This window comes from Pseudomonas sp. GW821-FHT03A09, assembly GCF_059421065.1.
The window spans coordinates 292,408-306,449 of sequence record NZ_JBWKUX010000007.1 but is presented as its reverse complement, the minus strand read 5'-3'; the positions used below and the strand labels follow the sequence as shown (position 1 = coordinate 306,449).

9 protein-coding genes and 2 pseudogenes are annotated in these 14,042 nt (G+C 49.3%); 2 read left to right on the top strand and 9 right to left on the bottom strand.

Features of this window, described 5'->3' with window-relative positions; translation table 11 throughout:
* Nucleotides 1-56 precede the first annotated feature (56 nt).
* Nucleotides 57-1,604, top strand: coding sequence for an IS66 family transposase (gene tnpC / locus AC07V4_RS15785; RefSeq protein ID WP_492636990.1), 1,548 nt, complete (start codon nt 57-59; stop codon nt 1,602-1,604).
* Nucleotides 1,605-1,645: 41 nt separating this feature from the next.
* Here the strand turns inward: tnpC and AC07V4_RS15780 are convergent, their stop codons facing one another.
* Nucleotides 1,646-2,128, bottom strand: a complete 483-nt coding sequence (locus tag AC07V4_RS15780) for a GNAT family N-acetyltransferase (protein ID WP_123359006.1) — start codon at nt 2,126-2,128, stop codon at nt 1,646-1,648.
* 305 nt (nt 2,129-2,433) lie between these two features.
* Here AC07V4_RS15780 and AC07V4_RS15775 point away from each other — a divergent pair.
* Nucleotides 2,434-2,544 (top strand): annotated as a pseudogene (locus tag AC07V4_RS15775) (LysR family transcriptional regulator); the annotation flags it as partial.
* Between the two features lie 180 nt (nt 2,545-2,724).
* Here the strand turns inward: AC07V4_RS15775 and AC07V4_RS15770 are convergent.
* The 8 genes and pseudogenes from AC07V4_RS15770 to AC07V4_RS15735 form a co-directional block, all read right to left on the bottom strand.
* Nucleotides 2,725-5,088: a DUF3772 domain-containing protein gene (locus tag AC07V4_RS15770; protein WP_492637186.1), complete on the bottom strand. Its 2,364-nt coding sequence runs from the start codon at nt 5,086-5,088 to the stop codon at nt 2,725-2,727.
* An 85-nt stretch (nt 5,089-5,173) separates the two neighbouring features.
* Nucleotides 5,174-6,106 (bottom strand): alpha/beta hydrolase, encoded by a 933-nt coding sequence (locus AC07V4_RS15765; RefSeq protein ID WP_492636991.1) that lies wholly within the window; start codon nt 6,104-6,106, stop codon nt 5,174-5,176.
* Between the two features lie 182 nt (nt 6,107-6,288).
* The gene (locus tag AC07V4_RS15760; RefSeq protein ID WP_492636992.1) at nt 6,289-7,467 is read right to left on the bottom strand and encodes an acetyl-CoA C-acyltransferase; all 1,179 of its coding nucleotides are present in this window, start codon (nt 7,465-7,467) and stop codon (nt 6,289-6,291) included.
* A gap of 16 nt (nt 7,468-7,483) precedes the next feature.
* Nucleotides 7,484-8,230 (bottom strand): annotated as a pseudogene (locus AC07V4_RS15755) (SDR family NAD(P)-dependent oxidoreductase); the annotation flags it as partial.
* A 133-nt stretch (nt 8,231-8,363) separates the two neighbouring features.
* Entirely contained in the window at nt 8,364-9,908 is a 1,545-nt protein-coding gene (locus tag AC07V4_RS15750) for a class I adenylate-forming enzyme family protein (RefSeq protein WP_492636993.1), read from the bottom strand.
* Between the two features lie 179 nt (nt 9,909-10,087).
* A complete protein-coding gene (locus AC07V4_RS15745) occupies nt 10,088-11,062 on the bottom strand; it encodes a LysR family transcriptional regulator (RefSeq protein WP_492636994.1) in 975 nt (324 codons plus the stop codon).
* A 376-nt stretch (nt 11,063-11,438) separates the two neighbouring features.
* On the bottom strand, nt 11,439-13,160 hold the full coding sequence (locus AC07V4_RS15740; protein WP_492636995.1) for an SMP-30/gluconolactonase/LRE family protein: 1,722 nt from the start codon (nt 13,158-13,160) through the stop codon (nt 11,439-11,441).
* Nucleotides 13,161-13,447: 287 nt separating this feature from the next.
* A complete protein-coding gene (locus tag AC07V4_RS15735) occupies nt 13,448-14,041 on the bottom strand; it encodes a PqiC family protein (RefSeq protein ID WP_492636996.1) in 594 nt (197 codons plus the stop codon).
* Nucleotide 14,042: the final 1 nt, after the last annotated feature.

The following is a 14,042-nucleotide window of genomic DNA, read 5'->3' as shown; positions in this document are numbered from 1 at the left end:
GCTATTAGCCTATCGGTTTATCGCCGCTGAAGGCCTGCTCTGGCACAATCAGCGGCATGACTTCCTCTCCCAATCTCGACCAGATGACACCGGAACAGCTACGTGCCTTGGCCGAACAGGCCATTCAGTTGCTGTCCCAAGTCGACTCCATGGGCCAGAAAATCCACCGCCTAGAAACGGTCAACGAGCAACTCGCCCATGAGATCGCCATCCTCAAGCGGCACAAGTTTGCCAAGCGCAGCGAACAGCTCAGTCCTGACCAAGGCAGCTTGCTAGATGACCTGCTCGATGCTGATATTGCAGCCATCGAAGCAGAGCTAAACGCGGTCAATCCGCGACCTGCACCGACCGAGCCATGCCAGAAACCCAAGCGTGCGCCGCTGCCACCACAGTTCCCACGCACCGTGATCCGTCACGAGCCAGAAAATACGCAGTGCACCTGTGGCTGCCAGCTTCAACGCATCGGCGAAGACGTCAGCGAGAAGCTCGATTACACACCCGGCGTGTTCACCGTCGAACAGCATGTGCGTGGGAAATGGGCCTGCCGGCAGTGCGAAACGCTGATCCAGGCGCCGGTGCCGGCCCAGGTAATCGACAAGGGCATCCCGACCGCAGGCCTGCTGGCGCATGTGATGGTGGCGAAATTCGCCGACCACTTGCCGCTGTACCGCCAAGAGAAAATCTTTGGCCGAGCAGGGCTGATGATCGCACGCTCAACGCTGGCACAATGGGTTGGACAAACCGGCGTACAGCTTCAGCCTTTGGTCGATGCGTTGCGCGAAGCGGTGCTGGCCGAAAGCGTAATTCATGCCGATGAAACTCCGGTGCAAATGCTGGCACCCGGCGAGAAGAAAAACCACCGAGCGTATGTCTGGGCCTACAGCACGACACCGTTTTCGGCGCTCAAAGCCGTTGTTTACGACTTCAGTCCAAGCCGAGCGGGCGAGCATGCGCGCAACTTCCTCGGCTCCTGGAACGGCAAGTTGGTGTGCGACGACTTTGCCGGCTATAAGGCAGGCTTCGAGAAAGGCATGACTGAAATCGGCTGCATGGCTCATGCCCGCCGCAAGTTTTTTGATCTGCACGTGGCGAATAAAAGCCAGTTGGCCGAACAAGCACTGCACTCGATTGGCGGCTTGTACGAAGTTGAACGTCAAGCGCGAGACATGAGTGATGCGGATCGTTGGCAAATACGCCAGGAAAAAGCCGCACCAATAATCAAAGCACTGCATGACTGGATGTTGGCCCAGCGAGATATGGTGCCCAACGGATCAGCGACGGCCAGAGCCTTGGATTACAGCCTTAAACGCTGGGTAGCGCTGACGCGCTATCTGGGAGATGGGGCTGTGCCCATAGACAACAATGCGGTCGAAAATCAGATCAGGCCATGGGCACTTGGACGTTCCAACTGGTTGTTTGCTGGATCGTTACGCAGCGGCAAGCGTGCGGCTGCAATCATGAGTTTGATCCAATCGGCACGGCTTAACAGGCATGATCCGTATGCTTACCTGAAGGACGTTCTCACACGTTTGCCGACGCAGCGGGCGAGTGAAATTAACGATCTACTGCCACATAAGTGGGCTGTGGAAATCCAGCGCACTTAGAGGATTTGACTAATTAGGCATGAAAACCAATAAGAGGCTTGTTAGAGGCGCATTCCCATCTCGAATGCACGAGTCTCGAACCCCAGTTCTGCATACAACCGAATTGCCGGTGCATTGAAAGCCCAGACCGACAGCCTGATGTCTTTAGCGTCGCGCTCAGCAGCCCATTTTTGAACTTTTTGGACAAGGCCCCGCCCGATGCTCTTCCCCCAATATTTCTCTGCTACACACACAGATCCAATGCGCACGAAGCTCAGTGGCTCCATCAGTGGCCCGGAGCTTGACGATAGGCTGGCAGTGATAAAACCTGCCGCATGGAGACCTACATGCGCTATAAAAACAATCTGTGACGTATTTTCAAAAAAACTCATCCAGTGTGGCAGGTCGCGCGTAGGTTCAGGCGTTGCAGCGGCGTAGATATCTGGGCGTGCAGCATGGTGAACCGAGTTGAGCAATTGTCCTAACTCACAAATCGTTGGCGCGTCCTTTTCTGTTGCTTCTCGATAGCTTATGACTTCGTCCATACGTTTAGCCTCCATGTTAAGGCGCTCCTGAGAAGTATCTTTGTCTCATACTAAACAAGCCATTCCAACGGTTGTTTCTGATCGATTGCTGGCATGGGACGGTGTAGGCCAAGCGTGGGCATGAGGAAGGAGTCAAGCGCGAGGCAAATGGCTGTTCAGGTCGTATTCAAACGCTCGCAAGGTGTTTTGGGCGGACGCTTACGAAATACCCGCTTAAAAGGCTAGAACTGGTGCCCACTTAAATTTAAGTGCACACCATGTCTTGGCTTTGCAGGGCTGGGTAGATGACTTGGCCGGACGGATACTGCAGGAGTCTGGTAGCGCCGTTGCACCTGGCTACGCGGGCAGGTGATACATCTTCGGTGCTGGAGCGGTTTCGGGAGTTGGTGGTGAACGCCGCATCTACCGATCTGTAGCCAGTTGCCAGCCACAAAATAAAAAAACCGAGGCCAAGGCCATCGGGGGGGGGGGAGAGAGTTAACAAATTACACACATGCAGTATTTATATATTTCCCCTGCTCTTAATAACAAAAACCAGCCCTAAACCTTAAAAATCGGCTTTGCTTCAGATAAGACTAAAACTTAGCGCATATTTATTAGGACTGTTCAGGCGCCCCCGGCATTAACTGATTCTTTTTTTCCTGAAATAACACCACACTTTGGGGCGATGACAATCCAATACCTATTTCTTTAAGGCGCGCAAGTAGAATGAATAACAAGTCGCTACGAGCAGCAGACACCGAGCGTGGGCTCTTAACATAACCGCTGACGCCAATAATGAGACCTTCCCTGGCTAAATCTTTAAATGTGACTGAAGGCGCAGGGGTGTCGAGAATTAAATCGTGCTCTATAAACGACGCTACAAACAATTCGCGAACTTTTATTACATCGGTATCGAGTGGCAAAGTGAGGGTGATGCTGACTACGCCAAGAGCGTTGCCCATTGTCACGTTACGCACGTTTTGAGAAATAAACTGTGAGTTTGGCACGATTACCGTCGAGCGATCAGACATCTGGATCTCGGTCGCTCGTACATTGATTCGGCGAATATCGCCCTCAACGCCCCCGAGGCTGACCCAATCTCCGACCTTAACTGGCCTTTCGGTTAGCAGAATCAACCCTGAAATGAAGTTTTGCACAATCGCTTGCAGGCCAAAGCCAATACCCACTGATAAGGCACTGACCACCCAGGTCAGGCTGGTCAAATTGATGCGCAGGGTGGACATCACCAATAGTGCCAACAATACGAAGCCAACATAGCCCACCAGCGTAACCAGTGATGAACGCATACCAGCGTCCATGTTGGTCTCCGGCAGCAGTCTCTCGCTCAGCCAGCGCTTCAAGGTCCGCACAGCAAATGACCCGACAATGATGGTCAGCAACGCAATGAGGATATCTTGTGGGATGATGTGCAAGTTACCCAGTGCCTTACTAGTCTCTCCCAATTGGCTGATGCTCTGGAGCATGTCACTTGGATTGGCTCCAGCGGGCAGTAATGCCGCCATGATGGCAGTGAGCAGCAACAAGGTACGGCCGACACCAGCCAGCACCGTGTAAGCCTGAGCTTGATGCCGCGGTGACAGTCCGAGCGCGTTAGCCAGAGCCAAACCGCTAGGCTGCTTGGGTGAGAGAAGAACTTCGCAAATGTCGCCGAAACAGGTAATGATTATATAAGCCGTGCCCGCCACAACACTGATCCACAGCAGCTTGAGCGTAAGGAAATAGGCCAGGGACAGGTATCCTGTCAGTAAGGTGAGGACAATAGCGACGATCCAAACGGAGGCAACAAAAGGCAAGATGTTGGCCAGGCCACTATGGCGCTTCAACTTGAGCATGTTGCGTACATAACGCAAACGCAGGAGTGCTGCAGCGAAGATCAGCGCCGTGGTCAGCGCAGTCAAGCCATTGAGCGCTACAGTCAATGCCAAACTGGTGCCGGTAGCAGCATTTATTCGTTCTTCAGTGGCCATAAACATAAGCGCTACAGCGAGAATCGCTGGGAAAGGTCCTAAAGCAGAGGCTATCTCATCTGGAATGGCCGCCAGTCGCCAAGAGGGCCGCGGCAACATCAACAAGGCACGCCCCAAGCCTGCAACAAATGCGCAAAAGGTTGCTACCGTAACTAGGCTGTCGGACAAACGAGCTAACGTATCACTCAAAACGGCATTGCTTGCCAACCCCCAATGCACCAGTGAGACAGCCCCCATTATCGTCAAGATTGACGATAACCCAACTGTCAACGCTAGCGTGCTGCGCCGCAGCCGCCCCTCGGGCAACCATCTAATCATCGCCCAGGTCAAAATGTGTTCAAGCACACGTCTGCATACGCTCCAGACGACTACAGCAGCCAGTAGACTGCCGAAAAAGGCCCAGCGGCGCTCAGGGCTAACGGCGCTGTGCAGAGCAATAAGGGCTTCATTCTTCAAACTGTTCAGCCGTTTGAGGTCTTCATCAGTGGGACGAATCAGGGTTGACCAAAACGAAGGACTAAGAGGTGAATCTGCTCGTGAGGCGACTTGGGAATTAAATAAATTGCGTCGCAAGTTGACGATCTGCTCAGCGAGATCAGTGCTCATCTGACTGAGTTGTTTAGCATCGTGTTCATCGTCCAGCAAACTATTCTTTTGTTGAGCGAGTACGTCACGCTGGACCGTAAGACTGCGTGCCTCCTCAGGCTGGTACCCCCCCAGTACTTTCAACTGATCATCAAGTCGTTCTATTTCGGCAGCACGCACTTTAAACAGCGTTTCACTTTTTTCCTGCACCTGTATCGCACCTCGTCGAAACTCCGCTAATGCTTCGTCGCTAGTACTGATGGGCGCGCCCTGACGGATTAAGTCAAGCTGTTGTCCAAGGTGTTTCAAATCAGCGTTTTCTGGCTGATGAGACAGCCCCCCTGCGTCAGTCACTGGCCGTATAGCAGCGGCCCCGTCAGCCCGGGCTGATACATTAATTATCATGGCAAAAATCAACAATGCATGACAGAGAATGTTTTTTTTGTTTATTCGAATCAAGTCGCCCCCCTTTGTCGTTCAGGCTATTGAATCAACTTTCAAGCAGTAATCTAACGGACAAAGAGATCTGCTGGAACGCGTGCTTTGCCTCAGGGATACAGGTCATTGCCACAAAAACGTGAAAAGCCCCGGGATACTCTTCGTAGACTAAATCCACACCGGCCAAAGTCGCCTTTTCTGCAAATGTCCGTGCATCAAACACCAATATATCGTGATCACCCTGAAACAGGCTAATTGGGGGCAATCCTGTAAGATCTGCATATAACGGACTCATATGCGGAGATGATGGGTTCTCAGATCCTGCCCACCATTTCCCGCACTCTCGCACAGCATCGACTCTCAACATAATATCCTTTTCCTCCAATGTTCGGGCGCGCTCATCCCTTAGGCTAAGATCCAGCCATGGTGAAAATAGCAAGAGTTTGTCAGGTAATGCCGCCCCAGCATCACGTCGTCTTACTGCAAGAGTTAACGCAAAATTCCCGCCTGCGCTATCACCAGCTAAAACAACGCGGTCACCTGGCCACTCTTCTAATACCCGTTCATAAACAACATCAATTAGCGATGTCCCCCTACGAAAGTCATTTTCGGGAGCAAGGGCATAAAGTGGCACAATAATACTTAAGCCAGTCGCATCAAGTAGCGCAGCTATGATCTCCCAATGAGGCTTTTTCAATGGATATATATATGCACCACCGTGCAAGTAGATAATACGCCCCCCCCTTACAGGTGAGTTTTTCGGCGTGAGAACAAATACTTTTTGCCCTTCAAACTCCCATTCGTCCACCACGCAAGTTGAACGTAGCAGCGAGGGCATTTCCGCGGAGTCGGGATAAGGCCGATTTGCGACAAGTCGAGAAATAGTTTTTGCATCAGGGACCACTTTCGTTTTCATGCCTAAAAAAACGCGAGCGAGATAAAGAGAAAGACTCATTCTTTTAATCCGATCATTCCGCTTCAGCATATACGCTCCAAACAAGACAACCATTATAAATATTACAACATCAGCAAAAAAAACACTAACAAAGTTATTGCATCGCCCTATAAGGCTCACAGCTCTATAATCGTCCAAGAGAAGCCAGTCGGTGCGCCGTAAAACTACCCTTTCGAGCGTCTAACCTATTGACCCACTGAATGTGCGCCAGATTAAAAAATCTCAAACAAACCAGCGCCCCCCATACCACCGCCAATACACATTGTGACTACTGCATATTTAACACCGCGCCGACGGCCTTCAATCAGTGCATGGCCGGTCATTCTGGCCCCAGACATTCCATACGGATGGCCAATTGAAATAGCGCCTCCGTTAACGTTAAGTTTATCACTCGGAATACCCAGTCTTTCGCGGCAATACAATACCTGTGCTGCGAATGCTTCATTAAGCTCCCATAGGCCGATGTCATCCATCTTCAAACCGTTAAGGCTCAATAATTTTGGTACGGCTAAAACGGGACCTATCCCCATTTCATCGGGCTCCAATCCTACGACTGACATTCCTACATAACGCCCCAGCGGCTGTAAGCCTCTGCGTTCAGCTTCCAGCCTCTCCATCAATACCAGTGCGCAAGCTCCGTCCGAGAGTTGACTAGCGTTTCCGGCAGTAACGTTCTTCCCCGGCCCGCTTACAGGGTAGAGAGCCTGGAGACTAGCCAGGGTCGTATTAGGTCGGTTCCCTTCGTCTCTCTTGAGAAAAACTTCCTTGTAGGCCATATCGCCGGTTTCAATATCCCGGTATGCCATCATCGAGGCGAGCGGCACAATCTCGTCGTAAAATAAATTATTTTTTTGTGCTACCGACGTACGTATCTGTGATAGCAGCGCGTATTCATCGCAATCATCTCTGCGAATACCATAACGTCTGGCAACGATATCCGCAGTTTCTACCATCTGCATATACGCGGACTTTTTTATCGCAAAAAGCTCCATATCTGGTTCTATTCGCAATTTTTCGTTTTGTACCATGGAAACTGACTCGACGCCTCCGGCAACTGCGATCGTAACTCCATCCACGATAATTTGCTTTGCGGCAGTGGCGATAGCCATAAGGCCAGAACCACACTGACGATCAATAGACATACCAGGAACTTGAACCGGCAAACCAGCTCTGAGTGACGCAAGGCGACCAATATTCAACCCAGAAACGCCCTGTTGCAATGAACATCCCATAATGACATCTTCTACTTCGCCACCTTCAATACCAGCTCTCAAAACAGCGTGTTTAATTACATGCCCAGCCAAAGTCGCAGAGGGCGTTGCGTTGAAAGCCCCCCGATATGCCTTTCCAATTGGAGTGCGAGCTGTTGACACAATGACGGCTTCACGCATAAAAACCTTCTTTTCGTTACAGCATATTTGGGCGGAATGCCGCAATTAGCTCTTGCTGCGACTGCTCTAAACCAGACTCGGGAACGAACTCATTTTCGCGATTACTGATCTCAGTCCAGTTGGCGATAATTCGATCAGATGCGTCTTCTGAGCTCCCTATAAAAACACCAGGTGTGAGCGTTATATATGCCCGGGCAACATTGCCTCCGCCAGCGCATACTATACTTTTAGTAGGAGCATCATTGTGTACGAGAGAAAGAAGAACAGCGCTGACTGCCTCCGGTTTAAGTACACGCTTTGCCTGCGGGCCAAGAAGCCCGTCAGTCATTGCCGTCAAAGCTGTAGGAGCGAGACAATTAACTAAAATATTATGTTTTACGCCTTCCAGCGCTAAAGTCTGCATCAAACCAACGAGCGCCATTTTCGCTGAGCCGTAATTTGCCTGACCAAAATTCCCATAAAGACCGGAAGAAGACGTTGTAAATACGATACGCCCATAGTTCTGCTTACGCATTACATCCCACACCGCCTTCGTACAAATAACACTTCCCATTAAATGGACATCGAATACCGCCTTAAAGTCATCTAGGCTCATCTTCGAGAACGACCGGTCGCGCAAAATACCTGCATTGCAAATTAAAATATCAACACCACCCCATCGCTCCACGGTGAGAGAAATCATTTCGCTGATCTTCCCTTCATCCGTGACTGAGCCTAAGAAAGCGATAGCCTCGCCACCCTGTGCATTGATTTCCTCTGCAACTTTTGAGCGTCTATTCCCACATCATTTACGACAACCCGAGCGCCTTGACGAGACAAAAATAGCGCATGAGCACGACCCAAGCCTGCACCCGCGCCAGTAACGATAGCAACGCGCCCCTTTAGCTTAATCTCCATTAAAGTAAAACTCCTTTGCTTGATATCACGCGCATTGTGTATCGCTCGCGCAACGTACGCTTGAGTACTTTGCCAATCGAACTAATCGGCAGCTCATCGATAATCTCACCGCCAGATAAGCGCTGCGTTTTGCCTACTTTAGCGTTAACCCACTCGATGAGTTCCAATGAACTAACACTTTTTCTTTTAAGCACAAAAAAAGCGAATGGCGACTCCCCCCACACATCACTAGGCACTCCGATAACAGCACAGTCTTCGACAGCTGGATGTTGACGAATTATTGACTCAATATCAGGAGGATAAACATTAAATCCACCACTTATTATCATATCTTTAGAACGACCATGGAGGGTTAAAAACCCGTCCTCATCAAATCGTCCAAGATCCCCATGGCGAATAAATATATCCCCCAGAGCATCGGTCCATAGAGCAGCTTCAGTTATATCAGCCAGACCGTGATAACCTTGCATCATAATATTAGAGCGCCCGACTACCTCCCCAATTTCGCCTTTCGCACACTCTTGTCCATTTTCATCTATAACGCGGATATCATTTCCAAGAGCGGGCTGTCCGACCGTATGAAGCTTTTCCGGGAATTCATCAGCAAATAGAAGACAGGCGCCACCGCCTTCCGTCATGCCATAGATTTCCACCAAACGTCCAGGCCAACGACTGATAACATCTCTTTTTAAATCAGCGGAAAATGGTGCGCTCGTACAAGACTTAAAACGAAAACTTTTAAGATTGAAACTGCCAAAATCAGATAGGCTCATGATTCTTTGATATTGTATGGGCACTAACATCGTATGAGTGGCGCGTGTTCGCTCGGCTTCTTCGAGAAACGCCCTTGCGTCAAATTTTTCCATGAGCACGACGGCTCCACCATACGCCAGCGTTGGTAGCAAACTAACGATGGTTGTATTTGAATACAATGGTGTAGCGACCAAGGTCACTGCATCGCAAAAGTCAGCAATTGCGCAGGCCACAATCTGGCGCCAACGCATACCGTGAGTTTGGACGATCCCTTTGGGTACACCCGTAGTACCAGACGAATAGATGATATTAAATGCATCACTGGATTTGACTTTCGGTGCTATATATTCCAAATCCTCAGGCCAGCTATTAATCCAACTCCCCAGTAACTCCAACTCAACAACCGGCACATTAACTAAGGAAACTCTGGCCTTCGCAAATGAATCTATAAACACGATGGATGCAGCACAATCTTCAATCATTGCTGCGATCTGCTCAGCACTGCCTGACGGCGCGATCGGAGCGGCAACACAACCTGCGGTCACTGCTCCCAAAAACACCAGCAGCGACGAAACATTTGTATTTGAAACTAATGCAACGACGCTTCCACGGACTACTGCGGCACTGCGCAGAGCAGATGCGATTTGCAGTACGGTCTCATACAGCCGTCCATAACTAACTTCTTCCCGACCAAAGACAATTGCATTCTTGGACGGACATTCATTTGCATGCAACTCAATTAATTCGGGTAACCGAACAAACCCGCGAGATGAGATATTTATAGCGGCCATAGCGATGATCCTTTAATGTAGGACCTACTATCACCTGTAAGACATCATACGAAAAGGCTTCAAACCGAAACCAAGCGTTTCAAAAATGGAACGATAGCATTTATATAAGACGATCAGAGCCAGACCAAGTTAAGCTACAAACCAACCAACCCAAAAGCTGTACAAAGGACTTTAAACCATTAAAAGCTTTGCTTAAAATAACTTTCAATAGCCTGGCTAACAGCCTCTTTTTGACGAGCAATTATATCCTCAACAAACCCTAGAAACACCTGCAACTTTGGCACCATTGACACCCTATCGGTGTAAAGCGCATAAAGGGCTGGACAGTTTGAAATTTTATAATCCGGCAAGATCTGCACGAGGTCACGACGGAGAATACTCTCTATAATTGAAGCGATTGGTAACGGCGCGATAACTTGTCCGTTTCTTACTAACTCTAAAATTTGATGATGATCTGTTGATGCGAACCGCTTCCATGTTGGTAATACATATCTTTTATCATTACGAATCAGCTCTAACTTAGGCACATAAGCAGGTAATCGCCCAGGATTAGTTGAATGGCCGTCTAAATAATAATTCCCTATTACAGCGTGCTCCGATAACTCTTCAGGTGAAGCAGGCACACCCATTCTCGAAACGTATTGCTTACTGGCTACCAATATGGTTTGTATTTCCGTCAATTTTCGAGCAACTAGACGCGAATCGGATAACCATCCTGAGTGCAATACGACATCAAGGGATGTCGCCTCAGGCATTAGTCGCTCACCCACGTTTATACGAAGATCAATATCAGGGTATCTTTCCAGAAATTTATGTAGATAGGGCGTTAGTAAAATTCTCGCAATATCACTCGGGCAACCTACCCGAAGAGTCCCCATGGGTTCTCCACGATATGCGGCGATTTCAGAACTTACATCAGCAATCTCTTCACGTATCCTGCAGCATCGAGCATACATTATTTTTCCCGCTTCTGTTAATAGGCTCTTGCGTGCTGTTCTTTCAATCAACTTAACGTTAAAAACCGATTCTAAATTTGACACCGCTCGGCTAACGGTGGCCTTAGGCAGGCCCAAAGCCCTCGCGGCACCTGAAATTGACTCGATATCGCCTACCGTAGCAAAAATCACAAAACCATCATGCTTATCTGAAGTCATATGGACAACCTCATTTAAAAATCACCGTGTGTGTGTGATAGCAAAGACTGATTCTCGTGCAGTCTAGCTGACTCAATGAGTTGCGCTTGTAAACGGAACACAATTAATACTACAGTTGTTTTGAACAAGTGAAAACAGGCTTGTGAACGCCCCGCGTTATTTACCATACCTTCACGCTTAACCGTGAAGAAAATTAGCACCACCCAGACAAAAAAAGCGCCACATAATCAACATTACGCCTCAGGCCAATAGCACGCTGCACTTTCTCAACAATCAATGAAAACTTCTCCCTCAGGCGAAACTTAATTTCAATACTACCAAGACTGCTGAGCCAGCAAAAGAAATCATCCATCTTTTACGTTTTATATTTATTCTATTATCTATTTGCTAGGATTGAAGATTCTAAATCAAACTCAACTTCCAACAGAGCTCTTTCGCCAGATGCAACAGTCCCAAGATACAGCCGTCCATTTAGCTCCGCGACTCCCGTTACCTCCCCATAGTCCAAGCTTGAACTTTGTAAATCCTCCAGAAGCCGGCCGTCTTGATCAAAGCACAACACCCACACCGTGCGCTTGGGTTTAGGTTGGAATTTTTTAGGCATTGCCCAGATAAGTTTACGGAATATCAACGAAGCGCTTGCAAATGAATCCAGTGCCGGTATACGGGGGCTCACCATGGCTACCCAGAAGCGTCCATCTTTTATGCGGGATATATTATCGGGCAGTCCCGGAAGATTATCAGCCAGCACTTCAAAATCGCCCTTGCGATCACCCTGCACCCAAAGGCGGCTGAGCCTGTAGGCAGCAGTCTCAACGAATAGCACAGCACTCTCATCATCGTTCAGGCTAAGCCCGTTCGGAAAATAGAGCTCCGATAAAACAACGGTAACTTCACCATTCGGATCACGCCGTAACAGCCGTCCTGATGGCCTGTGCTCGATAAATGCTCCCGCAGCCTGCTCAAAGTCAAAACGGGAGGTGGACTCTGTGAACCAAATGGTTCCATCTTTGGCCACAGTTGCATTTGAACAGAATCGAAGTGGAAACGTATTAACAAACTCGACCAGGGGAACCAGCGCTTGCGTCTGAAAATCAAAAGAAAGCAGCCCCCTGTGTGCGTCGCAAATTATTAGCCTGCCATCTGCAGCGAGCTCTAACCCAAGGGGACGCCCTCCCGTACTGCACAATGTAACTTCTAATCGTGTTGTAGGATCAATTCGTAATATTCGGCCATCGCCCACTCCGCAAATTAATTGATCTTGAGCGTCAACAATGACGTCCTCAGGAGTAGACCCAGAGATTGGTATTCTAGTTGCCTTGAGAATTTTCCGTTCGGATGATGCTCTCAATGCTCTTCCGGTAGGTGGAGCAACAGTTCGCTTTAACGGCTCAATTGATGCTTTTTGCGCCGGCGTTTTTTGTGGAAGTGTTGGGCGGCCTTCTCGACAATATGTATATGTGCTTTCGACCTCATAAGCATGGATAGCACTAAAAAACCAAGCATGCCTCGAAGGTAAATCACCCTCTGTTACACGCTTAAGGGCATGCACCATACCCACCTTAGAACGAGCACCTATAATCACTGCTGCATGATATTGGTCATGTTCTGCGTTCTCATGGTCGACACCAGGGGACTGCCACAGACTCTCTTTCCACTCCAAAAATATTTGGCTGCGCAGCTCCAGGATTTCTGGTGAATCATTCAGAATTGTACAAAGCTCCTCGCTGATAAAGCGCCCAAACTGCTCACCACTCACGCTTTTTTTCCGTTTTATTAATGCGACACATCGAAAGCCAACGGGCTTGTCATAGCCGCCTTTGAACCATGCCCCTCCTCTTGGCGCGGTAACATATAGAAGTGTACGAGCAAATACGTTCACCTCATCACTCAACACCTTCTTGCTATATCTACTGTTGATAAGTAACGACATTCTTCCTTTAAAGCGGAGTTCCGGTATTCCGTCAATCCTGCGGTCATGTGGAATGGTTGTCTCAACAAAATCAATAGCTGGCCACAGCCCGCTGCATCCGTAAGCGAAGTGATGCTGCCGATAATCCGAAAGAGCAGGATTACGAGCGACAATTTGCGCATGCACTCCCCTCCAGTAAAACCTAGCCTCCTCTCGCGGTAAATCGGGCCGAAACCAGAGAAGGATTATCGAGTCCGTAGCATAAACCGGAACGCCTGCCCGTTCTGTAGCGTTTTTGGAAGCCATGCTGAGACCATTCATCACTGCAACTCCGCCATCTTATTATTGAGATTCGTGCACCGAGCACTAGCGTTAAACCGATCACTGTTTTCCTAAAGGTCAGCCCTCTCCCCTCAGACCTGCGAGATCATCCACCATCCGTATTGATCTGCGTAATAAATGCCTGGTGCCTACTACCCAAACGCCGGGCAAGCCCACACTTTGGAAGCCCGCGCTATATCATCAGCTAAGCGGCCAATATTCCTCTGATGCGCGAATACCATCGAGTTCAAGCTCATGCCTGCTGGCTCCCGAATTACACTGGCACAGGTAAGATTTACAGGTTTCTGTCCTTCACCATGTTTACTCAAATTCCACATTGCATCAACTAATGCGTAGTTCCCTAAAAGTGAGTCGAACCGACGGATGTCGATTTGTACCAAAATAACAGGCGTACTGTTCGCTTTGGGAAACCCGGCAATATTACGCCCCCCCAACTTTCGCTCCAATTGCCCGGCAACCGCGTCACGAAACTCATCGGCCAAAGGCGCACTCCAACGTTCGCTTTCCAACAACTCCAATCCTTCTCCGTTCTTGCGCACCACCATTTGGGGTTGGTCTACCTGCATTGGCATTCGCACGTCCAGCATCTCGAATTGAATAGTTGGAGCAGTCACTGCCTGGCGTTGCTCGGGCGCCGTGGACATCAGGGTGTAATAACGTATCGGCGGGGAACCACACGCCGACAAGCCAAGTGTAAAAAACAGGGCCACGAAACGAAGAGTCATG